This is a genomic window from Labilibaculum manganireducens (assembly GCF_002843385.1).
In the GTDB taxonomy this organism is placed as follows: Bacteria; Bacteroidota; Bacteroidia; order Bacteroidales; family Marinifilaceae; genus Labilibaculum; species Labilibaculum manganireducens.
Genome location: NZ_MVDE01000001.1, coordinates 48,475 through 73,642, shown reverse-complemented (window position 1 = coordinate 73,642; position 25,168 = coordinate 48,475). Strand labels below are relative to the sequence as shown.

Here is a 25,168-nt window from a genome sequence, read left to right as displayed (position 1 = left end):
ATTACTTTTCGAATGGATATTTTAAACCTATTTGTTCTCTTACTTGATCCATTATTGATAATATTTTTTTGCTTTTTAGTAAAGGTATTACAGAACTTTCAACTGCTCCTTTTTTTAGCAATTCATTTACAGCAAAAGCTTCATGATTATACCCAAGTTGCAATTCTTTATTGATAAACTCTAATTTTTCATCAGGACTTATTAAAAATGCTTTTTTAGCCATCCAAAATTGAGGGATTTCTATGCGTCCTTTGGTACCACAAATTACGGCCTCATTTTTAAGTTCGGAAACCAAAGAACTTGAAATTTGTGCCATTCCGCCACTTATATATTTTAATTGGATGCTGTTGTAATCATCAATTCCTGTTTTAGAAAAATGAGCCATTGCCTGTATGTCTTCAATTTCTTCACCAAACACCAATTCAGCCATTGCAATACCATATACTCCAATATCCAATAAAGCGCCACCCGCCAAATCCGGATTTGCCAAACGAATTTTTTCATCCATATTACCAGCATAGCCAAAACTTACCTGTACTTGTTTAACTTCGCCTATTTTACCTTCCCGAATCCAATTCATGGCTTCGATAATGGTCGGCAGGTAATAGGTCCACAGCGCTTCCATGAAAAATAAATTCTTTTCTTTGGCCAGATTTTGAAGAAGTTCAAACTCTGCAGAGTTTACAGTAACCGGTTTTTCGCACAAAACAGATTTTCCATTGTTCAGACAAAGTCTGGCATGCTCCAAATGAAAATTGTGAGGCGTAGCAATGTACACAACATCAACATCTGAATTTTTCACCATTTCTTCGTAAGAAGAATATGCCTTCGGAATTTCAAATTCATGAGCAAATTCTGTGGATCTGTCTTGCGATCTTGAGGCAACAGCAATAATTGTCCCATTGTTCACAACTTTAAAATCTTCTGCAAATTTCTTCGCAATTCTGCCTGCACCTAAAATTCCCCATTTAATAGTCATAAAAACATGTGTTTACCTGATGTTTTATTCAAAAGAATATAAAAACGAATTCTTTTGAAAAACAGGATTCGGATATAAATTTTCTGATTGTTAAATATAAGCTTTTGTTCCAAAAAGTGAAATGAAAAGCAGTATTGTTTGAATGTGTTTTTTAATAATAAAATCAATTGCAGGTCGGAATTGAGCATTCTGTTTTTTTTACTAACCTGTTGAATATCATCTCTAATTATATTCTCTTACCTTTTTCTGTTCTTAGTAAATTGATTGGGAAACTTAGAGGAAATGTTTCTAAATAGCTGAAAAAAGTTTACCAAGCCATTCAAAATGTCTATTTTTACGCTTTCAAAATCAAAACATAAAAGAATGGCTATAGATTTTCGAGCTACTGAATATATTCTTGAGTCTTTACAGACAGGAAAGAAATTTGAAGATGAAGGGTGGACTTTGGATGCTCCTGCTGAAGAAAAAGCTTGTTTAATAAGAACGAAATATCAAAAAAAGCAGCTTGAGCTTAAGGATAGTTCTATGGGGATTTATAAGTTTGCCGATTGGTTACCTATTCACAGAACATTGGAAGGATCATCTGCTCCGGCAACATATAAAAGTGAAGGGTTGTCTAAATATTTGGGATTAGAAAATTTATATATCACATTTAGCGGGTACTGGCCTGAGAAGGGAGCAAATTTCAGAACCTGTTCGTTCAAAGAAACTGAGGCTTTTTCGGTAAGTGGCAGGTTGAGTGATACAGGACAGATCCTTGTGGTTGCATCTGCAGGAAATACTGCACGTGCATTTGCAAGAGTGTGTTCCGATAATAATATTCCTTTGTTACTTTGTGTTCCCGAGGATAATATTAATGCTCTTTGGTTCGATGAACCGATTAAAGAGAATGTTAGATTGATTGCAACAAAATCGGGAAGCGATTATTTTGACGCCATTCATTTATCGAATCTGGCCTGTCAGTTAGAGGGTTTCATTGCAGAAGGAGGAGCTAAAAATGTTGCACGAAGAGATGGAATGGGAACTACAGTTCTTTCTGCGGTAACAGAGATTGGTAAAATTCCTGATTACTATTTTCAGGCTGTTGGCAGTGGAACAGGTGCAATTGCGGCATGGGAAGCTAATCTTCGTTTTATTGAAGATGGCCGTTTTGGTTCCAACAAAATGAAATTGATGGTGTCTCAGAATACGCCATTCCTGCCAATGTATGATGCATGGAAAGCAGATTCGAGAGAAATATTGCCGCTAGACGATAATTTGGCGAGAAAGCAAGTGGAAGAAATCGTAGCAAAGGTGTTGTCGAATCGCAAACCTCCTTATTCAATTGTTGGAGGAATGTTTGATGCGATAAAGGATGCCGGTGGTGATGTTTTGAAAGCGACCAACGATGAAGCAATGGAAGCGTCCAAAATATTTGAAGAGACTGAAGGAAATGATATTCACCCTGCTTCTGCTGTTGCTGTAGCTAGTTTAATTAAATATGTGCAGGAAGGAAATATTAATAAAAAAGCTTGTATCATGCTGAATATAACCGGAGGAGGAGAAGAACGTTTTAAAAGAGAAAAAGAGGTTTGCTATCTGAAACCATCTCATGTCTTCGACATTAATCCTGAACTTGATTCGCTAAAAGAGGTGTTGGAGAAGCTCTTTAAAATAGAATCTTCAGAAATAATATAAAAAAAAGCAGGCTTTTAGCCTGCTTTTTTATTGGTATTTTATCGGTGCCTATTTTATTAGTGATTCTATAATTTCGATCGCATCGATGATGCATTTTTCACAAATCTTCTCTTTCACTTTATTTTTTTCAGCATAAGCTTGTCCTTCTTCTGTATTCAGATTACATGTTATTAGTTCATCACAATTTGTAGAATTGTGCTCTAGTACAAATTTGCGGTTAAATTCCTGAATTAAAATTCGATTGTTGTCTGTTTGGAGTTGATGATTGCTGTATTTTTTGCAGTTATGAATTCCCAAAACCATAAATGCACCGGTAACAGCACCGCAGGTTTTTTGAAGTCGTCCCATACCGCCACCAAATCCGCTTGAGATTTGGTAAGCTAAATTACCGTCAAAATTATAGTCGGTAGAATATGGTAACAGCACCGATTGGGCACAATTCATTCCTGATTGAAAAGCCTCTAAAGCCTGAGTTGCTTTTGAATTCATGAGAGTGGTTTTGATTGAATTTGCAATGCAATATTTTCTTTGTCGGAGCTTAAATGTAATTAAATTATTATTTTGGAACAATCTCTATTTGTCATTCATTCAAATGGAGCTATTTCTAAATTTTTTGTGTAATTGTATCCCAATTCAAAAATCTCCTGAGCGTGATTTCCATTTAGTATTTCATATTCACGTAAGCCGGTTGGCTCTATAAATAAAGAGCATTTTTCTTTGTGACGAATAATATTTGAGTGAACTCCTAACTGAAAAGTTCGGGATGCCACCTGAACCAGATTGTCAAACTTTTCAATTTTATGAACAGGGCTCACATTTACAGCAATAATCACATCACATTTTTGCAATAAGGGAGAGATGGGAAGGTTGTCGAATAGTCCACCATCAGAATACATTTTGCCATCAATCAGAACAGGAGCAAAGAGTACAGGAATACTAGCCGATGCTAAAAGATAAGTGCTTAAATCTCCTTCCTTAATATATTCAACCCTGCCATCGTTTAAATTCGATACTGTAATAAATAACGGAATTTTTAAATTTTCAATTTCCTTGATTTTAATGTGTTTTTGAATGTCTTCTTTTAAGCCATTCAAGCCAAATAATCCATATTTGGGATAATGCAATTTTGAGTAGGCCATTAGACTCTTGTTTTTTAGAATCTTCAGCGTTTTTTCATAGGTATAGCCGGAGGCTATAAAGGCACCAACTATTGCTCCTGCACTAACACCAGAAATTATATCAGGACGAATTCCTTTTTCCTCGAGTGCTTTTAATACTCCAATATGAGCGAAGCCCCGAACGCCGCCACCACCTAATGCTATTCCTATTCTCATTAATTACTGGGCTTTAAATTCCGGATTGTATATGATACCAATAACATTTCCCCATGGATCTTTTACACTTGCTACCCAAAGTTCTCCTCCTACATTTGTAGGCTGTTCGTGAACTGCAGCACCCACTTCTATTAAATGTGAAAATGTTTTGTTAATATCATCAACTCCCCAGTATGATAAAACATTATCTGTTTTTGAAGCGTTTGAATCTGTCTCAGGCAAAAGGCCTAATTCAAATCCGCCGATATTGAATCCAACGTAGAAATCCTCATCAAAATATGGAGAAGTCTCAAAAGCTCTGGAGTACCAAAGTTTTGCTTTTGAAAGTTCATTTGTTTTGTAAATAGTAGTTCGCAGACCTAAAAATTGTTTTTTCATATCGATTGATTACGCCTAAAATAGTGTGTTAAGAATATCGTGTTTCAGAACTGAATTTATCAATCCATAAATTACTCATTTGATTCTGATTTATCTATTTTAATTTCGTTTTTTTATTTAAAAAGAGAGCTTATCGATTTTGATAAGCTCTCTGCCTGTTACTTATTTACATTTTCTAAGGCTCCCTTTATTATTTCATCAACAACCGAGGTATCAAGAAGAGTAGAAATATCGCCAAAATTGGAATAGTCTCCTTCAGCAATTTTTCGAAGAATGCGTCGCATGATTTTGCCCGACCGGGTTTTAGGTAAGCTTCTCACAAGTTGTATTCGGTCTGGTTTTGCAATTGGACCAATAATTTTGGTAACGCCTTTTCGGATACTGGTTTTAATCCCTTCTTCACCACCGGTTGACAGCTCTCCGCAAACAACAAAAGCATAGATGCCTTGTCCTTTAATATCGTGATGGAAGCCAACAACAGCCGATTCGTTTACCAGTGGATGTTCATTAATTGCATTTTCTACTTCGGCAGTTCCCATTCGGTGCCCCGATACATTAATAACATCATCTACGCGCCCTAATATTCTATAGTAGCCATCTTCATCACGTTTAACACCATCTCCCGTAAAATATAGATTTTCGTAAGTGCTGAAATAGGTTTTTTTAAATCGTTCATGATCGCCCCAAATTGTTCTAAGCATTCCGGGCCAGGGATATTTAATGCACAAATTTCCTTCCACGCTCTTTTCTGATAATTCTTTTCCTTCGGCATCAACAATTATGGGTTGAATGCCTGGCAGAGGTAAAGTTGCAAAGGAAGGTTTTGTTGGTATGATTCCTGCAATCGGGCTGATTGCAATTCCACCGGTTTCAGTCTGCCACCAGGTATCCACAATAGGACATCGGTTTTTACCAATATGATCGTGATACCAGTGCCAGGCTTCTTCGTTAATTGGTTCTCCAACCGTTCCAAGAACTTTTAATGACGAGAGATCTTTGTTTTCAACATATTCCTGACCCTTCGACATCAACGATCGAATGGCCGTAGGGGCGGTGTAAAATTGCGAAACGTTATATTTACTTACAATGTCCCAATATCTGCCTGCATCAGGGTAAGTTGGTATTCCTTCGAACATCATTGTGGTAGCACCATTTAGCAAAGGGCCGTAAACAATGTAAGAGTGCCCGGTAATCCAACCAATATCAGCAGAACAAAAATAGATATCACCATCGCTGTACTGGAAAACATTTTTAAACGTATAAGCGGTGTAAACCATGTAGCCGCCACAAGTGTGAACAATTCCTTTTGGTTTATCGGTCGAACCCGAAGTGTATAGAATGAATAAGGTGTCTTCAGCATCCATTGTTGCGGCTTCATGATACTCTTCAGCACCAGCCATGCATTCGTGCCACCATAAATCTATTTTATCGTCGAAAGCAATTTCTGAATTAGTTCGTTGAACCACTATCACCTTTTCTACCGTTGGACAAGTTGATACTGCTTCATCTACAATTTCCTTAACAGGGATAATTTTACTGCCCCGATAGCCACCATCCGAAGTTATAACCATCTTAGCTTCAGCATCAATAATTCTGTCAGCGAGAGAATTCGCAGAGAATCCTGCAAATACGATGGAGTGGATCGCACCAATTCTGGCACATGCCAACATGGCAATTGCTAATTCAGGAATCATAGGCATATAAAAGGCAATGCGATCGCCCTTTTTAATTCCGTGTTGAAGAAGAACATTGGAAAATTTCTTTACCTCTGTAAACAGTTCATTATAGGTTAGAACCCTATTTTCATCATTTGGTTCATTAGGTTCCCAAATTATTGCCGGTTGATTTCCCCGGGTGAAAAGATGCCGTTCAAAAATATTTTCAGTAATATTCACTTTTCCATTAACGAACCAATTAATTTTTGGCTCAGAAAAATTCCAGTCCAATATTTTATTCCATTTTTTCCTCCAAAAAAAACTCTCTGCAATTCGACTCCAGAATTCTTCCGGTTTAGTCACACTCTTCTGATATTCATGGATGTATCCGCCCAGAGTACTAATCTTATCTATCATGTGCTGTAAAATTTGGTTAAAGTTTAAATCTACATATCTCAATATATGAAATTCTGTATTCATTGCCCAATATTTGTTTTTTGAAATTTCTCAATTAAAAAAACAGACAAAGGAAAAAGAGAAGTAGTCTTGATTGGAATGATATTTTATTATATTACCATGTATATTTAACGTGGCTCTTAACTTAGAAGAGTTTTTAATTTGTAATATAAGAAGTTGATAATGAATAAAAAAACAATTGTGGTTGTTGTCCTGTCAGTAATTTTATTTCTCTCGGTTAGTAGTGTTTTGGTTATTAATGGCTTCCCTGATCTAACTTATGATTGGACTGTAGAATCAAAGTCAATACTTAAACAATACATTAAGTTGTTGGGCTTTATAAGTGTAATGGGGCTGGTTTATACGTTGGTTGAAGGATTTAAAAAAGCTAAACCCGAAGATCAAGATGCAGAGAATGAAGTTATACAATGATTTTTGTGACTGTCATGGAACGGGCAAGAATCTTGAACTGGTTGATTTTGTTGGGGTTTCGGAAGATTATGCAAAAAAAATAAGTTCTTGTGTGATTTTTTTTTTATGAAGTGGATATTTCTTTGAAAAAATGGTTTTATTTGCAAATTGAGGCAGTTAATAACAACAAAAATATTTTATGATTACGTAAATGAAAAACACCTATTTTGATTTGATTGAGCAGAGCTATTATTTTCCACAGGAAGGCTTTGACTTACGCGATGATTACCTTACTTTTCAGGGGATCTCTATGAAGTATCTTATAGAAAAGCATGGTACTCCGTTTAGATTCTTTTACCTTCCCCGAATAGGAGATCAAATAAAAAAAGCCCGGAATCTTTTTAACAAGGCAATCAAGAAAAATAATTACGCAGGTTCTTATGAGTATTGTTATTGTACAAAGTGCAATCACTTTGCGCATGTAATTGGCGAAGCATTAAAACACAATGTTAATCTTGAGACTTCTTCAGCTTTTGATATTGATTTGATTTTGAATCTTTACAGAGATAAAAAAATTGATTTCAACAGAATTATTATTCATAATGGTTACAAAACGGATGAATATTTGAAAAAAATTCTGGATATGCAGGAGGTTGGATTCAAGAACAGCATCATCATTTTTGATAGTGTACAGGAATTGGATCGTTTGGAAATACTGGCAAAGGATCGGGTAGTGAAAATTGGTTTGCGAATGGCTATTAATGAGGAATCTCAATCTGCCTATTACACTTCAAGAATGGGTATTCGCAGTAATGAAATCATTAATTTTTATCACGATAGAATCAAGAATAATCCTAAGTTTGAGCTTAAAATGCTTCATTTTTTTGTAGATTCAGGAATTAAGGATAGTTTGTATTATTGGGGTGAATTTCAGAAGGCATTAAAGGTTTATTCCGAATTAAAAAAGGATAGTGAAACTCTTGATTCATTTAATTTAGGTGGTGGTTTTCCAATACGTAATCATCTGGGGTTCGAATACCAATATGAATACATGATTAATGAAATTATTTCCAACATTAAGGATGCCTGCATTAAGGATGAAATTCCAGAGCCAAACATCTATACTGAATTTGGTAAATATACAGTTGGAGAAAGTGGTGCAATCATATTTAAAGTGCTGGAGCAGAAACAACAAAATGACACAGAGTCTTGGTATTTGATTGATAATAGTTTAATGAATACCATTCCTGATGCATGGTCTATTCACGAAAAATTTATTCTATTGCCAATCAACAAATGGAAAAATGAATACAAACGTGTAAATATTGGCGGAATTAGCTGCGATCACTCGGATTATTACAATTCTGAAGATTTAAATCAAGAGGTTTTGCTGCCGAGTTATTCCAATGATGAAAAGGAACCATTGTATATTGGTTTTTTCCATACCGGAGCTTATCAGGATGCAATCAGCGGATATGGAGGCATTAAGCATTGTTTGATTCCATCTCCAAAACATGTAATAATTGACAGAGATGAAAAAGGCAATTTTTTCGATTACGTTTACCGAAACGAACAATCTGCCGATGAGATGTTTAAACTTTTAGGATACAAAAAGTAAAGAAGTAATTGTATTACAAATAAAATTGCAGAATTGGCACTGCAAGAGAGACGAAAATCTCAAATTTTTAATTGCCAGATAGTATTATTAAAATGCTTTGCTATAAATTATAAAATCATGCAAACTAAAGGACCCGTTACTAAATTTATATTGGAACATTACAGACATTTCAACTCAGCTGCTTTGGTAGATGCTGCCGTTGCTTACGAAAAGCATTTAGCGGAAGGGAAGAAGATGATGATTACCCTTGGAGGTGCTATGAGTACTGCTGAGTTAGGTCGGTCTTTGGCTGAAATGATTCGTCAGGATAAAGTTCATATTATCACTTGTACCGGAGCAAATCTTGAGGAAGATATCATGAATTTGGTTGCTCATTCACATTACGAAAGAGTGCCTAATTACAGAGACTTAACGCCACATGACGAATGGGCTTTGCTGGAGAAAGGTTTAAACAGAGTAACAGATACATGTATTCCGGAAGAGGAAGCTTTTAGAAGATTACAGAAACACGTTTATAATATTTGGAAAGACGCTGAGGATAAGGGTGAGAGATATTTTCCACACGAGTTTATGTATAAGCTGTTACTTTCAGGAGTGCTGGAACAATATTATGAAATTGATCCTAAAAACAGCTGGATGTTGGAAGCTGCAAAGAAAAACCTTCCGATTGTAGTTCCTGGCTGGGAAGATTCTACCATGGGAAATATTTTTGCGTCCTACTGCTTAAAAGGAGAATTGAAGGCGTCAACTATGAAATCTGGAATTGAATACATGACTTGGCTGGCTGATTATTATACCAATACCGCAGGAGACCAAGGCATCGGATTTTTCCAGATTGGTGGTGGTATATCAGGAGATTTCCCAATATGTGTAGTTCCTATGTTGTATCAGGATATGGAAAGAACAAACACTCCTTTTTGGAGTTATTTCTGTCAAATTTCTGATTCTACGACAAGTTACGGATCGTATTCGGGCGCTGTTCCGAACGAGAAAATCACTTGGGGTAAGTTAGGTATTGAAACGCCTAAATTCATTATTGAATCAGATGCTACAATTGTGGCGCCCTTGGTTTTTGCATATCTACTAGGTTGGTAATTAATAATAAGCCAAATATATTTCCATTTTTTCGATAAACATATTATTGTATGAAGAGCAGCAATAAACCGAGAGTAATCCAGAGCTATGAAAAGCTTAGCCAGGAGATACAGGAACAAATAAAATTGTATTATCCTGAGGGATATATGGATAATTTGATTGAGTTCAGAAATCATAAAAATGAATTAGTAAGTGCCTTGCCATTTGAGACTGAGGATAAAATCTACATGGTTCGTATGTCAATTCGTAAAGCTCAGGAACTTATCGAAGATGATGATGATTTTGACGATGATGGAAATCTGCTGGATAGCAAGAAGGAATCATATGAGGATAAATACTCCGATTCTGATTCCGATTTTTTAATGTCAGACGATGATGAGGAAGTGGATAATATTGCCGATGATGACGATGATATGGATGATGAATAGACGTTTAGCCGTTTATTTCTGCCAGAAATAAAATAATTACAGAAGGCGGTAAAATCATGTATTTTGATTTTACCGCCTTTTTTGAATTGAATGTATTCTCATTCTCCAATGTTGAAAGAAATAGCAGAATTCTATAAATTAAGGGACTATACGGAATCCTGCTATTTCAGTCAACCACTAACCACTTATGGTTTTTCTCTACTGCCAGAGAGAAACCAACTTAGTTTTTTCTAATTTAATCAATTAGCATCATTGAGTCTAAGTTTGTTGAATTCGGTTGAGGGGAATATTAAATCAATTTTCTTTTGCAATTTGAGAGGGTGAGGATCGTTTTGGAATAGAATTTCCTTTGTGTTAATTGAGTATTCAAATTACAAAATTAAAGAAGCAATGTCCAGTAAATTAGGAAGTTTTATCTGGAAAAATGTGAGGTTTAAGGAATACTAATCCAAAAAATTTCTTTTGTTATTTACAATGAAACCTGTTGTTGGAATTCCTACATCTCAGGATACAAAAAAGGGTTGTTTCCATACTGAAACAACCCTTTTGTTTTACAGTGACACTACTGTTTTATATGAATAGATTAATATTGGATTTTTCAGCTTCTTCAAGATAGGTTGCTACGCCTCCAATAGAAACACCTTCAAGTAATTCATCCTTATCAACTCCCATTACATCCATTGACATTTGACAAGCAATCATTTCAACACCATTCTCCATAGCGGTTTTTAGTAAATCCTCAAGAGAGTCTACTTTTTTCGCCATCATTCTTTTTTTCATCATTTTAGAACCTAAACCCATCATGTTCATTTTTGACAGTTTTAAATCATCTGCGCTGTTTGCCATCATTTTGCTAAACATCTTGCCCATCAAATCTTTTTGAACTTTTGGTTTGTTTGCTTTTTTAATCACATTCAAGCCCCAAAAAGTAAAGAAGAGGGTTACTTTATTTCCAGTGGCGGCAGCTCCATTGGCAATAACGAGTGATGCCAAAGCCCGATCCAATTCATCAGAAAAAATAACCATGGTTTTATTCTTGGCTATGCCATTGTTTAAAACAGAACATTGTTCATCTTTTTTCTGTTTTTCGATAACTGCAGATATAATTCCTTTATCAGAATCAAGAGAAATTAATTTATTTCCTGTCATGTTACACCATGATGCAACATCTTTCATAAATCCTTGGTCAGTAACTTTTTGGAGCAATCGGTCACCGTTCTCTAATTTGTCAATTTCCTTTTTTAGTTTGATGATTGGTCCCGGACATTGTAATCCACAAGCATCTACCTCAATGATTTTTTTCTCAGACTGAATTTCTTTTTCTTCGGAGCTTGTTTTTTTTCTATAGATATGACTGTCTTTGGCCACATAACTGGATTCAAAAATATCCTCGTTACTTTGTTTGCAGGTTGCGTGTTCGTAGGTTTTATAACCACCACTTAAATTGAAAACGTCCGAAAACCCGTTTTGCATTAATATTCTTGCAGCAAAATAGCCACGTAAACCAACTCCGCAATAGATAATTATTTTTTTATCTCTCGGTATTTCATCCAGGCGATTTCTGATCTGATCTACTTCAATATTTACAGCATCTTCAATTTGACCCAGTTCAAATTCGTCAGGAGTACGAACATCTAATATAAAATTGTTGGCTGCATGCAATTGGTTCAATTCATCCCAATGAATAATATTCACTAAACCTTCAATAATATTTCCTGCAGTAAATCCTGCCTGATTTACAGGATCTTTCGCCGATGAGTAGGGGGGAGCATAAGCATGTTCGATTTCCTGTAAATCGTAAATTGTTCCACCTTTTTTAAGAACTGTTGCAATTAAATCGGTTCTCTTATCTACACCTGCATATCCAATTATTTGAGCACCATATAATTTTCCATTTTTTGGATCGAAAGTGATTTTTATGCTTGTAGGCATTGCTCCGGGATAATATCCTGCATGCGATCCTCCATGAGTAATATTAGAGACAAAAGAAATGCCTTCCTTTTTAAGAACCTTTTCGGCCAATCCTGTCGATCCAATGGTGAGATCAAATACTTTGGCTATGGCAGTTGCAATTGAACCTTTATAAGTTTGTTTGTGTCCCAGAACCAAATTGTTTGCTAAAATTCTACCTTGCTTGTTCGCCGGGCCTGCAAGGTATGCATTGGTGTATTTACCGGTAATAGGATGTGGAAAAGCGATAGCATCGCCTAAGGCATATACATTAGGATCGCTGGTTTGAAGGTATTCGTTTACTTTAATTCCTCCGTTGGGAGCCAATTCAATACCCGCTTCTTTAATTAATTTGGTTTCCGGTTTAACACCGATAGAAAGAATAACCATATCAGCGTCCACTTTTCTGCCCGATTGCAAATGAATCTCAAGATGATCGGCATCTCTTTTGAACTGGCTAACGCCGTCATTCAGATAAAATTCAACATTTTTTGTCTTCAAATGTTGATGTACAACAGCTGCCATTTCGTAATCAAGAGGCGTCATTACTTGTTCGGCCATTTCAATAATTGTAACCATCATACCTAGGTGATGAAGGTTTTCAGCCATTTCCAAACCAATAAATCCCGCTCCAACAACTACAGCTTTCTTTGGCTTTTTTTCGTTGATGTAAGCTTTAATTTTGTCAGTGTCGTTTACATTTCGAACTGTGAAAATTGCTTTGTCTTTTATGCCGGGAATTGGTGGTTTTATTGGTTCTGCACCTGGCGAAACAACCAATTTATCAAATGTTTCAGTATAGCTTGTATTATTGATGAGGTCGTTGATTTCTACTAATTTATTTTCGCGGTCAATTCGAACGACTTCGTTTTTAATCCGAACATCAACATTTAATCTTTTTTTGAAGCTTTCAGGAGTTTGCAGCAATAGATTTTCCCTCTCTGTAATAACATCACCAACATAGTATGGTAAACCGCAATTTGCATACGAAATATGTTCGCCTCTTTCGAACATGATTATCTCTGCCGATTCATCCATTCTGCGTAAACGAGCCGCAGTTGTTGCTCCTCCTGCTACACCACCAACTATTAAGTATTTTGCCATTGTTATATGTTTTAAAAGTTATTTTATTGCAATCATCATATATAGATATCCACATATCTATCATGCAAAAGTAATCTTTCAGAAAAATTTATCACTAATGCAATGTGGGTTTTTAATATGTTGCTCAGCATATTAAATCGATTGCATTGATTAAACTGTCTGATAAAGAGTGCTTAATAAATTGTTTGTGATGATATTGAAAACAATTATGAGAGAATATTCTCATTATAAGAGTCGTTTAACAAACATTATTCATCTCTGCTAAAGAAATGTGATTAGCATTGGGAACAATTGAGATAATATTATTTTCTTTATAGTATAGATGTGGAATATGATAAAATGTGAAAAAATTAATTTAAGTTTTCCAAAGCAATTCATATGCAAAGATCTTAGTTTCGAGGTTTTTGCAGGTGAGTCAATATGTTTTAGCGGACCATCGGGTAAGGGCAAATCTTCATTATTAAAAGTATTAATGGGATTTATTACACCACAATCCGGGAATATTCAAATTGACGGTTTAGAGTTGAATAGTGATACGATTGCAGCGATTCGAAACAAAATGATCTGGTTGCCGCAAAATAGTAATTTACCTGTTGATTCAGCCAATGAGCTATCTGATTTACTTCAAATGAATGCAAAACAAGTAGAAAGATTTCAACAGTTTCAGGATCAGTTGGGAGTTAGGGAATGCGGCGACGATAAAAGTTTTGCAGAAATTAGTGGTGGCCAAAAGCAAAGGATAGTTTTGGCTGCATGTTTAAGTCTTGATAGATCAATTATCCTTTTAGATGAACCAGTTTCCGCTCTTGATGATTATTCCATCGATCTTCTCTTTGCTACATTGAATTCTTTGCCTAACAAAACAATAGTTTCAACTTCCCATAACAAGAAATGGATTGACTATTGCAACAGAACAATTGAGTTATGAAAGAAATTGTTGACATAGGAATAGGGAGTTTGGCCTTGGGATTTTTGCTCATGATTATTCCCATTGCAGGCTTCATCTATTTTAAAGTGAAAATTGTTAAGGAAACTGTTATTGCTTTAATTCGGATGGTGATACAACTTTCTTTGGTCGCCTTTTATCTGGAATATATTTTTGCATGGAACAATGCCTGGGTAAATGTAATTTGGGTTTGTGTAATGATTTTGGTTGGTGCTTTTACAACAATTAAGAGGGCAGGGCTTACCTATCGGTTTTTCATCCTTCCGTTTGCAATTTCAGGATTTATAAGTATTCTAATTTTGGATGCTTTCTTTCTAGGTTTTGTTATTCATCTCGACTATGTTTTTGATGCCCGTTATTTTATTCCTATATCGGGGATGGTGTTGGGAAATGCTTTAAATCATAACATTGTTGGTATCAGCAATTATTTTGGCAGGTTAGCTAAGGAACAGGATTTGTATTATTTTCTTTTGGTGAACGGAGATAGCAGAAAGAATTCACTGGCACCATTTATCCGCTCGGCCATAAAAAGTGGTTTAAATCCGTTAATAGCTACCATGTCTGTTATTGGTTTAATCTCCTTACCCGGGATGATGACAGGACAGATTTTAGGTGGAAGTTCTCCTATGGTCGCCATAAAATATCAGATATTAATTATGCTTGCCATATTTGTTGGTTGTTCTATAAATCTAATGCTTAGTATTCTTCTGGCAAATCGTTTTGCATTCGACTCTTTTGGACGAATTAAAGCCAATTTATTTAAGAAATAGTATCCCCCGCCAGTTTGTAAGGTGTTTTTGCTATTGTGTTGAATATTAATACATAAGCTTCGCAGTTTGTTTTTGCGCAACCGTTTTCGTTATTTGAACTAATTCTAAACTTCCTGCTTTGGTTTCTCTTTTGTTGATTTTAAACCAAATATTGGTATTTTAGTGCCGAATATTAAAAACAAGACTTGTTTTAATTCCAATTCACAAGCAAAAATATGGATTTTCTTGAAATTTATTTTTACGTTTGCGCCTACTTGGTAAGTTACCTTGAAATGTTTGGCGGACTATAAAATCCATTCCCTACCTCGATCCTTGTGATCAATTTTCTATTCTATTTTTTGAGTAAATGTAATTGATGTTTTAGTGCATCAATAATTTTATAATTAGGCACTTTTTTTTTCTAAGTGTTGTAACTTATAGATTAATCAAAATAGTTAAACAAATACAACATGCAAAAGTCTTTATTATTAGGCGTTGAAGCCATTGCTCAAGGGGCAATTGATGGTGGAATGTCCGGAGTTTACGCGTACCCGGGAACTCCGTCTACTGAAATTACCGAATACATACAACATTCGAAACAAGCAAAAGAATTAAACATTCACAGCGATTGGGCTGCGAATGAAAAAACAGCCATGGAATCAGCTCTCGGTATGTCATATGCAGGAAAAAGAGCAATGGTTTGTATGAAGCACGTTGGATTGAATGTAGCTGCCGATTGTTTTATGAATGCTGCAATTACAGGAGCAAACGGAGGAATGTTGATCGTAGTTGCAGATGATCCATCTATGCACTCTTCTCAAAATGAGCAGGATTCCCGGGTATACGGTAAGTTTGCCATGATGCCGGTTTTAGAGCCGTCAAACCAACAGGAAGCATACGATATGGCTCGTTTCGGTTTCGAATTGTCAGAAGCATTTGAGATTCCTGTTTTAATGAGAATTACGACTCGTTTGGCTCATTCCCGTGCCGGTGTTGCAAGATCTGCTGAGGTAATGGTACAAAATGAATTGAAACTTCCTGAAGATAAGGTTCAATTCGTATTACTTCCAGCTATCGCGCGTAAGCGTTATAAGAAATTGTTAAGTAATCAGGAGAAATTCGAAGCCGCATCAGAAGATTCAGCTTATAATGCATATACCGATGCTGCAGATAAGTCAATGGGTATCATTGCTTGTGGTTTAGGGTATAATTACTTAATGGAAAATTATCCTGATGGAGATTGTCCATATCCTGTTGTTAAGATCAGCCAGTACCCAATTCCCCGTACCATGATTAAAAAAATCACCGGCGAGTGCAGTAAAGTATTGGTTTTGGAAGAAGGTTATCCTGTGATTGAGGAAATCCTGAAAGGATATTTGGAAAAGGAAGCTGTTATTGGCCGTTTGGATGGAACTCTTTCCCGTGATGGTGAGTTAACTCCGGATATGGTTGGCAGAGCTCTTGGATTTAAAATTGAAGAAAGTCTTGAAATACCAGATATTGTAGCTGCCCGTCCGCCTGCATTGTGTGTTGGGTGCAGTCATATTGATGTGTACAAAGCATTGAATGAGGTGATTGCTGAATATGGCGAAGGTCGTGTGTTTGCTGATATAGGTTGTTATACTTTGGGTGCTTTGCCTCCTTTTAATGCAATTAACTCATGCGTGGATATGGGAGCATCAATCACTATGGCTAAAGGTGCTGCTGATGCCGGATTAATTCCTTCGGTAGCCGTTATTGGGGATTCAACTTTTACACACTCGGGCATGACTGGTTTATTGGATGCTGTTAATGAAAAGACTCCAATTACAGTAATCATTTCTGATAATGAATCGATCTCAATGACCGGAGGTCAGAAATCATCTGCCAAAGGCAAGTTGGAATCAATTTGCGAAGGTTTAGGAGTAGAGAAGGAGCACATTCATGTATTACTTCCTGTGCCTAAGAAACATGATGAGATTAAGGAAATCTTCCGTAAGGAGTTTGAATACAAAGGAGTTTCTGTAATTATTCCCCGCAGAGTATGTGTACAGAAGAATGTTCGTGATCAAAAAATAAAGAAAGCAAGTATGGCAAAAGCAGCTAAAGCTTAATCAAATATTAACCTGAAAAAAGTAAACAGATGAAAACAGATATGGTTATAGCAGGTGTTGGTGGTCAAGGGATTTTATCCATTGCTGCTGCTTTAGGCTCTGCGGCACTAGACAACGATTTATATATGAAACAAGCTGAAACTCATGGCATGAGTCAGCGAGGTGGTGATGTTCAGTCATTTATGAGAATTTCTGATAAGCCAATTTATTCCGATTTAATTCCTAAAGGTGGTGCTGATATTATTTTATCAGTTGAGCCTATGGAAGCATTGCGTTACCTTCCATACTTAAAAAAAGGTGGTTATGTGGTAACTAATTCAACTCCTTTTATCAATATTACTGATTATCCTGAGCAGGAAAAATTGGAAGCAACCATTAAAGCTTTGCCTAATTATGTATTGATTGATGCAGATAGAATCGCAAAGGAAGAAGTTGGTTCTGCACGTGCTTTTAACTTTGTAATGTTGGGGGCGGCATCTCCTTTTATCGATGTTCCATTCGAATATTTGGAAGAAGGAATTCGTAAAATTTTCGCGAGAAAAGGAGAAGAAGTAGTAGATATGAATATTAAGGCACTTCATGCAGGACGTAAGTTCTCGCAAGAAAACAGATAGTCAAAACTCAATTATTATACATCAAAATCCCCGTTTGAAAATAATTCCAAACGGGGATTTTTTATCATCATTTGTGACAAGGAGATCAAAAATAATTAAACTGTAAATTTTGTGAAGTTTGAGTCAGTTTCTCTATTAAAGAAGTGTCATTACTTTCACCTTTACACTTGTTTTTACCCTTTATTGTCTAAGATTTCACTAATTGTCCGCAGGCAGGCTGCAATTTCTCTTTTTAACGGATGATTGGGCATAATTCCACTCTCGGCATCCAGACCATTTAAAATACCCATCCAAATTGCACTTATACCAAAGCCAATCAAAACATCCTTTTTGTAATTTTCGACAAATGCCTGTCGGTATTGCTCTGTGAAATTATTGAAATTAACTGCGATTCGGAAAGTATAGGAAGCGTCAGGATTTTCACCATTGTGCATATGGTAATCTATTATTTTTACAAAATTGTCGGATAGTTTTTTAGATTCTGATTCTATTTCATCTCTTTTATCCTGATTGATATCCATATCATGTACACCTTTCAGAATCAAATGGTCGATATCTTCAGTGCATATTGTATTTTTTAATAGTATAGGTTCCATGTTTGATGAATTATTTATAAGAACACCTAAATTACTCGAAAAATATGAGATTGTATCTTAAGAATCGCTGATTTTGAAAGATTTCCTAAGATTGGTTTTCATTGCTTTCGAAGTAAAGAATAGTTCTTAGCTTTGATGCGCTAAATTTGCTTTACTCCCAATTCTTAGAACCAAATAGCCAATAATTCCAGAAGTAAACGAGCCAATCAAGATACCAATTTTAGCCGAATCGATAAATTCAGGATTGGTAATAAAAGCCAGATTGGCAATAAATATTGCCATTGTAAATCCTATTCCAGCCAGAAATGATATTCCTACCACCTGAATGGCTTTCACTCCTTGCGGCAATTCAGCCAATTTTAGTTTAATGCCGATAAAGGATATCAAGGATACGCCAACACTATTTCCAATGATTAAACAAAGTGCAATGTTGATGACCAAAGGCATTTCCAGATTTATATCTGCACCAAATTTGATTCCTGCATTGGATAGGGCAAATACCGGCATAATAAAAAAAGCAACCCAGTTGTGCAGCTTGTGTTCTAAATGCTGCAATGGGGATTGTACCTGACTGGTCCAATCTTCCAAATTGTCGATTTGTTCAATCTGACGATCGGAGAGGATTGGTTTTTCGCATGTTTCTTCAATATCCTTAGCAATGCCCATTAATTTGCGAGAATACGTTTTAATATCAATTTTTTGCCTGATTGGAATGGTAAATGCCATTAACACACCGGCAACAGTGGGATGTATTCCTGATTTTAAAAACAGATACCAAACAAGTACGCCCATAATAAAAACGAAATAAGGAAAATAGATTTTCCGATAAGATAAAAAGACTAATATTAGGATAGGAATGGCAGCATATCCTAATAATATCCACTCGATATTTCCACTATAAAATATTGCGATTACCAATACCGCAATCAAATCATCGACAATGGCAAAGGCGGTTAGGAATACTTTCAAGCCCAAAGGAATTCTTTTACCAAGAAGTTTAAGAATAGCTAAAGAAAATGCAATATCGGTTGCCATAGGAACTCCCCATGCATTTGATGTGCTTTGATTGTTATTGAGTAAAAAGAACATCGTCACAGGAACCAACATTCCACCCAAAGCTGCAAAAAATGGAAAACTTGCTTTTCGAACTGTATTTAGTTCGCCTATTAAAAGTTCACGTTTAATTTCCAGTCCAATCAGGAAAAAGAAAACAGCCATTAAGCCATCATTAATCCAAAGTATTATTGGTTTATTCAGTTCGAAATCAGATGTTGTTATCCCAATTTTATATTGCCATAATGAATCGTATAAATGAGCCAGAGGAGAGTTTACCCAAATTAGTGCAAGCAGGGTGGCAATAAAAAGCAGAATTCCGCTAAAGCTTTCTATTTTAACAAATTTCTGGAATGGGGTGATGAGAAGTTTATCTATCATGGAAGTTTATTTCGTTCATTTAAATCGATTCTGAATTTACGAAAAAATGATCTTTTATTCGCCATTCTGAGTAATTTTCATGCAATAAAAAGTGTATTTTTTTTACTGAAATCCTTTTCGGTATTAGCCATGTTTTCTATTAGATATTGTGGAAATGTTTTGAATGAAATCAGACTACTACTAGTCTTGCTTGCGGACTAGTAGTGGTTCTGACATTGGACTAACAGTAGTCCGGATACCGGATCAGTAGTGGTCTGATAATTCACGAAAATAGGAACCGTAAATTGAATAGCAAGGAAAGCTTTGATGTTAATTGGATATTCGAGTAAAGGCTGTACTTACCAGGCTTTGGCAGGTAATAAAATTAATTCGGAAGCCTTACTCCAGGTAAGACTCCCGAATTTAATTACATCTTTTTTAATTCATATATGTCATTTCTGCGGTCGCGCAAATTTCGTACGCTGCCAAACTGATTCAATTCGCGAAGTAAGTCGATATCTACATCAGCAATTAGAATCATTTCTGTATTTGGCGTTGCTTCAGCTTTAATTCCATTGGCCGGAAAAGCAAAGTCGCAGGGGGTAAATACCATCGATTGAGCATACTGAATATCCATGTTGTGTACCTTAGGCAAGTTGCCAACACTACCAGCAATGGCAACGTAGCATTCATTTTCGATGGCTCTGGCCTGAGCACAATTCCGAACCCGGGAATAGCCGTTTTGTGTATCCGTTAAGAAGGGTACAAACAAAATATCCATTCCTTCGTCGGCAAGCAAACGGCTCAATTCAGGAAATTCAACATCGTAACAAATCAGGATTCCAATTTTTCCGCAATCAGTATCAAAAACTTTCAGTTCCGATCCTTTTTGCATCCCCCAAACTTTCGCCTCGTCCGGTGTTACGTGAAGTTTCTCATAACGCTCAACATTTCCATCACGTTTGCACAGATAACCGGCATTATACAATCGATCATCCTTAATTTCAGGCAGACTGCCACTAATAATATTGATGTTGTAAGAAATTGCCAGTTCCGAAAACTTTTGAACGATGGTTTCGGTATGCTCTGCCAATTTTCTGATTGCCTCAGGTTCCGATAAATGATTGTCTTTGGCCATGAGAGGAGCATTAAAAAATTCCGGAAACAAGGCAAAATCCGATCGGTAACCCGAAACAGCATCCACAAAATACTCGGCCTGATGCATTAACTCATCCAAATTATTATAGGAACGCATTTGCCATTGAATCAGGCCAAGACGAACCACTTTTTTTATAGTGCTGGGTTTCTTGTTCTTTTTCTCATAGTAAATATTATCCCATTCAAGAAGTACTGCATAGTCGTTAGAATCTTCATCACCTTCCAAATAGTTTTTCAGAATTTTGGCCGGATGAAAATCATTCGAAACCTGAAAATTCAAAACAGGATCGTGAATTTCTTTTCTTCTAACCTTTTCAATGTATTCTTTCGGTGATAATTGATCGGCATATTTGTGATAGTTTGGTATTCGTCCGCCAAAAGCAACTCCTTTTAGATTCAAACGCTCACTCAATTCTTTTCGGTAATCGTACAATCGCCGGCCCAATCGTAAGCCACGAAACTCCGGTTTAATAAAAACATCGATTCCGTACAAAACATCTCCATCCGTATTGTGTGTCGAGAAAGTATAGTTTCCCGTTATTTCTTTGTAGGTATGCTTATCGTCAAACTTACTATAGTCAACAATAATCGATAAAGCGCATCCTGCTATGTGATTATTGACTTTAATCACAACCTGACCGTCAGGGAAATTATCAATTAATGTTTTGATTTGATGTTCTCTCCAATATGAATTGGGCATACTTGTGTACGACTCAATCATGGCTTTTTTAAGTTCCTGATAATCATCTAAACTTAAGAAGGATAATTCAATGTTTTCTATTTCCTGCATTTGAATGTTATTCACAGAGAAGTATGTGCAACAGCGCACAAATCTTTCTGTTTAGAAAGATTAAATATAACAAAATTGAGAATATGTGCTTCTCTTTGGAATTAAAAAATAAATGTTTTAGAACGCTGTAACTGAGTATTAAATTTGCAGATGAATTTAGGAATTGATCCGTCCTAAAGTGCTGTTATATTGATATGTGAATAAAAAAGAACTTTCTGCATAGCTTTTTCTCTTTCGAGGATTTTCATTTCCATTCCGGACAGTTTTTTTGAATATTAAATTATTTACAGGAAGTAATTTTAATTGAGATTTGGTAGATTAGGGGAGCTATTCTGAGAAAAGCTACCCAATACACTAATATGAGGATGTATTGGGTATGTTTTAAGATCAATTATTTTTACATCAAAGCTTAAGTGATCGATTATGAGTAGTGTTAATAGTTTAATAGATGATATCAGGCGGTCATTTATTTTGGTAGTTGTCTCTAAAAGTGAAGAAATATTAGAATCTAAGTGAGTTGCTTGAGGTTATTAGACAGACTGCCGTTAGCGTTATTTAAACCAAAAAAGTATTAAAATGAAATTTAAGAAATTAAAACTTTACACAAATAAACTTGAATTAGAGAAGAGGTTCTATTCGGAGATTTTAGGATTTAAGATTTTAGACGAAAATTCTAATTTTTTTTCTTTAGAAATTGGTTGGAGTGAATTATCGTTCGAACAATCTGAAATAGAACACAAATATCATTATTGTTTCTTAATTCCAGCTAATAAATTGAATCAAGCACTGGAATGGATGGAAAGAAGAACTAAGGTTATAGATATAGAAGATGGTAGAAAAATTGAAAATTTTAAAAGTTGGAATGCTGATTCATTCTATTTCTATGATGCAAGTGGAAACGTTGCCGAATTTATAGTCAGATATGATTTAAAAAATAATGACGAGTCTGAATTTGATATTTCGAAAGTTTTAGGAATTAATGAAATAGGTGTAGCTACTAAAGATGTTCAGGAAATAAACCACCAACTTAAAACAGAGTTAGGAACAAAATTTTGGAAAGGTGATTTAAAGAGATTCGGGACCAACGGTTCTCAAGAAGGAATTTTCTTATTACCCAATTACAAATTAAAAGAAATTTGGTTTCCTACTTCAATAATAATAAAACCTGAGCCTTTTGAAGCAATTATTGAAAATAACGGAAAAGAATATTGCTTGGAATTTAGAAATGAAAAACTACAGCCAATAATGTGTAAATTTCATAGCGTGTATCGTGGTTTACGGAGGGCAGAGTCCCGCATCATATTTCCGGTACTATCGGACAAAAAGTCGCCTGGAGAGTCCGCTGCAAAAATTCACATCAGCTATTAATCTCAGTTAAAAAAAATAGGAATGATTAAGAACAACAAAATGATAAGTGGATTAAAAATAGGATTGGCAATAGGATTCGTTGTTTTCTTTCAACAATTTGTAAAAGCTCAGGCAAATCAAAATCATCAGTTTTTACAGCAAGTAGGTGTTGTAGATAGTCTTTATTCCCAAATACTAAACGAGTCGAGAACGATTTACATACAACTACCAGTCAGTTACAATCCTGAGAAAAATCAAAAATATCCCGTAGTTTTTATTTTAGACGGAGAAATATTTCTACCTACGCTTAGTGATGTGCAAAACTATTATAGCGGAGGCTTTACACCTGAAATGGTACTAATAGGAATTTCCAACGTTAAAAACAGGATAAGAGATTTAACGACCTCAACTATATCAACAAAATATGGAATGCCGTTTAACGATGAAAATGGAGAGGCTGATCATTTTGTCGAGTTTTTTGAAAAGGAACTTATTCCTTTTATCGAGAATAAATATCCTGTTACCAATTTTAGAACATTAATTGGTCATTCGTATGGAGGTTTGTTTGCCATTAATGCACTAATTCATCATCCAAATTTGTTTACCAATTACTTAGCCATAGACCCAAGCCTGGATTGGGACGATCAAAAACTGTTGAAAGAAGCACAAGGATTACTTGCCACTCAGACATATAAAAACAAATCTTTATTTATGTCTTTAGGGGGACAATTGCACATGCAAAATTCAAAGATAACTTTGGACAATGTAATGCAAGACACAACAGAATTCACTTTGTTTGCCCGTTCGAATATTGCCTTTTCAAACGAGCTAAGGCAAAATGCTAAAAACGGACTGTCTTTCGAATGGAAATTTTATCCCGGAGATTTGCATGGCACAATTCCCTTTCCTTCTATTATGGATGGTTTGATTTCGCTTTTTGAATGGTACCAAATGGAAAATACCGATAAAATAAACTCATTTGACACGTCAAAAGAAGAGCTTCTCAGCATAATAAAATACAGGGAAAAGAAGCTCAAAGACCATTTTGGATATTTTGAACCTCCTTATCCGGAAGACCTTTTAAATATGTCAGGCTATATGAATATGGAGATGGAACAGCTCGAAAAAACAAAAATGTACTTTGAACTCGCCATAGAATATTATCCTGAAAGTGCGAATGCCTTCGATTCTATGGCTGAATATTATGAGACAAAAGGGGACTTAACCAATGCGGTAAAATATGTAACCAAAGCTTTTGAATTAAGTGGCAGTGATTATTATAAGAAAAGAGTCGAAGGGCTTAAAATGAGAAAAAGTAACTATGACTAATGATAACATCCATTAGTACAATATTATTAAAAAACTCCTTTGATTTGGTCAAAGGAGTTTTTTTTAATGTTCATTTTGTTTTCAGAATAGCTTATGATTCAATTTGCTGCAAATCTTCTTTAAGAATTATTACTCTCTAATCCGCACGAAAATGTGTTTGATATTTCGTTTGCCACTATCCCGTTCGTCAATTTCGAACTGTTGCTGCATCGATTTAAGCAATGGGGTGAGTTTGTTGAATCCGTAGTTCCTGGGATCAAAATCAGGTTTCTTCTTGTTAATTAAAGAACCAAGTTCTGCAAGAAAAGCCCAGCCATCGTCGTCGGCAATGTCTTCAATCGAATTGATCAGAAGGTTAAGAAACTGCTTGTCTATTTTATCAAATTTCTGAGTTTCGGCAGGACTTGCAGCGGCTTCTTTTTTCTTCTCTCGAATCTTTTTGCCACTAATAATTTCGATATAAATGAATTTATCGCAGGCAACAATAAAAGGATTTGGCGTTTTCTTTTCGCCAATGCCAATAACAAGCATTCTGGATTCTCTGAGCCTTGTAGCCAGCCGGGTAAAATCACTATCGCTTGATACCAGACAAAAACCGTCTACTTTGCCATTGTGCAAAATGTCCATGGCATCAATAATCATTGCCGAATCGGTGGCATTTTTTCCGGTGGTGTAGGAGTATTGCTGAATAGGAGTAATTGCATGTTCCAGTAAGGCCGGTTTCCAGCCCGCAACAGTAGGTTTTGTCCAATCGCCGTAAATGCGTTTGATGCTTGGAGTGCCTAATTTGGCTATTTCATCAAGCATTCCTTTAATGTTCGAATAGGGAATATTATCGGCATCAATCAGAACCGCAAGGTTCAAATCATTAGTTTCGTTCATAATTTTTTGTAATTAATAGTATGACTAAGGTAAGGAATTGTATGTGATTATACGTCTAAATATTTAGCATTATCTGGTTTTATGGTGTAGGCGAATATAGAAAAACAATAAAAGTACTTATCTTCTAAGGATGAAATTAATTTTTTATTTGGGATGTTATTTTTAT

General features: G+C 35.6%; 21 protein-coding genes. 11 read left to right on the top strand and 10 right to left on the bottom strand.

From position 1 onward, the window contains the following. Position 1 precedes the first annotated feature (1 nt). Positions 2–979 carry a Gfo/Idh/MocA family protein gene (locus BZG01_RS00385; RefSeq protein WP_101307838.1) on the bottom strand — a complete coding sequence of 326 codons (978 nt, stop codon included), beginning with the start codon at positions 977–979 and terminating at the stop codon, positions 2–4. Positions 980–1,342: 363 nt separating this feature from the next. Between BZG01_RS00385 and BZG01_RS00380 the strand changes: the two genes are divergently transcribed. Beyond that, positions 1,343–2,656, top strand: a complete 1,314-nt coding sequence (locus BZG01_RS00380; protein WP_101307837.1) for a cysteate synthase — start codon at positions 1,343–1,345, stop codon at positions 2,654–2,656. A gap of 48 nt (positions 2,657–2,704) precedes the next feature. On the opposite strand, the gene BZG01_RS00375 is transcribed toward BZG01_RS00380, so the two are convergent. From BZG01_RS00375 to acs, 4 genes are all read right to left on the bottom strand, one after another. Further along, positions 2,705–3,145: a C-GCAxxG-C-C family protein gene (locus BZG01_RS00375; protein WP_101307836.1), complete on the bottom strand. Its 441-nt coding sequence runs from the start codon at positions 3,143–3,145 to the stop codon at positions 2,705–2,707. Positions 3,146–3,240: 95 nt separating this feature from the next. After that, entirely contained in the window at positions 3,241–3,990 is a 750-nt protein-coding gene (locus tag BZG01_RS00370) for a patatin-like phospholipase family protein (protein WP_101307835.1), read from the bottom strand. A gap of 3 nt (positions 3,991–3,993) precedes the next feature. After that, positions 3,994–4,368, bottom strand: coding sequence for a VOC family protein (locus BZG01_RS00365; protein ID WP_101307834.1), 375 nt, complete (start codon positions 4,366–4,368; stop codon positions 3,994–3,996). 158 nt (positions 4,369–4,526) lie between these two features. Then, positions 4,527–6,440, bottom strand: a complete 1,914-nt coding sequence (gene acs, locus BZG01_RS00360) for an acetate--CoA ligase (protein WP_101308025.1) — start codon at positions 6,438–6,440, stop codon at positions 4,527–4,529. A gap of 222 nt (positions 6,441–6,662) precedes the next feature. Here acs and BZG01_RS00355 point away from each other — a divergent pair, with 222 nt between their 5' ends. From BZG01_RS00355 to BZG01_RS00340, 4 genes are all read left to right on the top strand, one after another. Beyond that, positions 6,663–6,911 carry a hypothetical protein gene (locus BZG01_RS00355; RefSeq protein WP_101307833.1) on the top strand — a complete coding sequence of 83 codons (249 nt, stop codon included), beginning with the start codon at positions 6,663–6,665 and terminating at the stop codon, positions 6,909–6,911. 190 nt (positions 6,912–7,101) lie between these two features. After that, on the top strand, positions 7,102–8,508 hold the full coding sequence (locus BZG01_RS00350; protein WP_101307832.1) for a type III PLP-dependent enzyme domain-containing protein: 1,407 nt from the start codon (positions 7,102–7,104) through the stop codon (positions 8,506–8,508). Positions 8,509–8,625: 117 nt separating this feature from the next. Beyond that, positions 8,626–9,603, top strand: a complete 978-nt coding sequence (locus BZG01_RS00345) for a deoxyhypusine synthase family protein (RefSeq protein ID WP_101307831.1) — start codon at positions 8,626–8,628, stop codon at positions 9,601–9,603. A gap of 50 nt (positions 9,604–9,653) precedes the next feature. Continuing rightward, entirely contained in the window at positions 9,654–10,031 is a 378-nt protein-coding gene (locus BZG01_RS00340; protein WP_101307830.1) for a hypothetical protein, read from the top strand. Positions 10,032–10,601: 570 nt separating this feature from the next. Here the strand turns inward: BZG01_RS00340 and BZG01_RS00335 are convergent. Continuing rightward, positions 10,602–13,085: a CoA-disulfide reductase gene (locus BZG01_RS00335; RefSeq protein ID WP_101307829.1), complete on the bottom strand. Its 2,484-nt coding sequence runs from the start codon at positions 13,083–13,085 to the stop codon at positions 10,602–10,604. A 331-nt stretch (positions 13,086–13,416) separates the two neighbouring features. Here BZG01_RS00335 and BZG01_RS00330 point away from each other — a divergent pair, with 331 nt between their 5' ends. From BZG01_RS00330 to BZG01_RS00315, 4 genes are all read left to right on the top strand, one after another. Further along, a complete protein-coding gene (locus BZG01_RS00330) occupies positions 13,417–14,013 on the top strand; it encodes an ATP-binding cassette domain-containing protein (protein WP_180327150.1) in 597 nt (198 codons plus the stop codon). Further along, positions 14,010–14,801 carry an ABC transporter permease gene (locus tag BZG01_RS00325; RefSeq protein ID WP_101307827.1) on the top strand — a complete coding sequence of 264 codons (792 nt, stop codon included), beginning with the start codon at positions 14,010–14,012 and terminating at the stop codon, positions 14,799–14,801. Before BZG01_RS00330 ends, BZG01_RS00325 begins: the two co-directional genes overlap by 4 nt. A gap of 449 nt (positions 14,802–15,250) precedes the next feature. After that, complete coding sequence (locus BZG01_RS00320; protein ID WP_101307826.1) at positions 15,251–16,873, top strand: thiamine pyrophosphate-dependent enzyme; 1,623 nt, start codon at positions 15,251–15,253, stop codon at positions 16,871–16,873. A gap of 29 nt (positions 16,874–16,902) precedes the next feature. Then, positions 16,903–17,487, top strand: coding sequence for an indolepyruvate oxidoreductase subunit beta (locus BZG01_RS00315; protein WP_101307825.1), 585 nt, complete (start codon positions 16,903–16,905; stop codon positions 17,485–17,487). A 173-nt stretch (positions 17,488–17,660) separates the two neighbouring features. On the opposite strand, the gene BZG01_RS00310 is transcribed toward BZG01_RS00315, so the two are convergent. From BZG01_RS00310 to BZG01_RS00300, 3 genes are all read right to left on the bottom strand, one after another. Next, positions 17,661–18,083, bottom strand: a complete 423-nt coding sequence (locus BZG01_RS00310) for a hypothetical protein (RefSeq protein WP_101307824.1) — start codon at positions 18,081–18,083, stop codon at positions 17,661–17,663. Between the two features lie 126 nt (positions 18,084–18,209). After that, complete coding sequence (gene nhaA / locus BZG01_RS00305) at positions 18,210–19,517, bottom strand: Na+/H+ antiporter NhaA (protein ID WP_101307823.1); 1,308 nt, start codon at positions 19,515–19,517, stop codon at positions 18,210–18,212. A gap of 406 nt (positions 19,518–19,923) precedes the next feature. Next, positions 19,924–21,459, bottom strand: coding sequence for a bifunctional GNAT family N-acetyltransferase/carbon-nitrogen hydrolase family protein (locus tag BZG01_RS00300; protein ID WP_245870227.1), 1,536 nt, complete (start codon positions 21,457–21,459; stop codon positions 19,924–19,926). Between the two features lie 561 nt (positions 21,460–22,020). Here BZG01_RS00300 and BZG01_RS00295 point away from each other — a divergent pair. Then, positions 22,021–22,812 carry a VOC family protein gene (locus tag BZG01_RS00295; RefSeq protein ID WP_101307821.1) on the top strand — a complete coding sequence of 264 codons (792 nt, stop codon included), beginning with the start codon at positions 22,021–22,023 and terminating at the stop codon, positions 22,810–22,812. A 21-nt stretch (positions 22,813–22,833) separates the two neighbouring features. After that, positions 22,834–24,120, top strand: a complete 1,287-nt coding sequence (locus BZG01_RS00290) for an alpha/beta hydrolase-fold protein (protein ID WP_218972968.1) — start codon at positions 22,834–22,836, stop codon at positions 24,118–24,120. 129 nt (positions 24,121–24,249) lie between these two features. Here the strand turns inward: BZG01_RS00290 and BZG01_RS00285 are convergent, their stop codons facing one another. Next, positions 24,250–25,002, bottom strand: coding sequence for an NYN domain-containing protein (locus BZG01_RS00285; RefSeq protein ID WP_101307820.1), 753 nt, complete (start codon positions 25,000–25,002; stop codon positions 24,250–24,252). Positions 25,003–25,168: the final 166 nt, after the last annotated feature.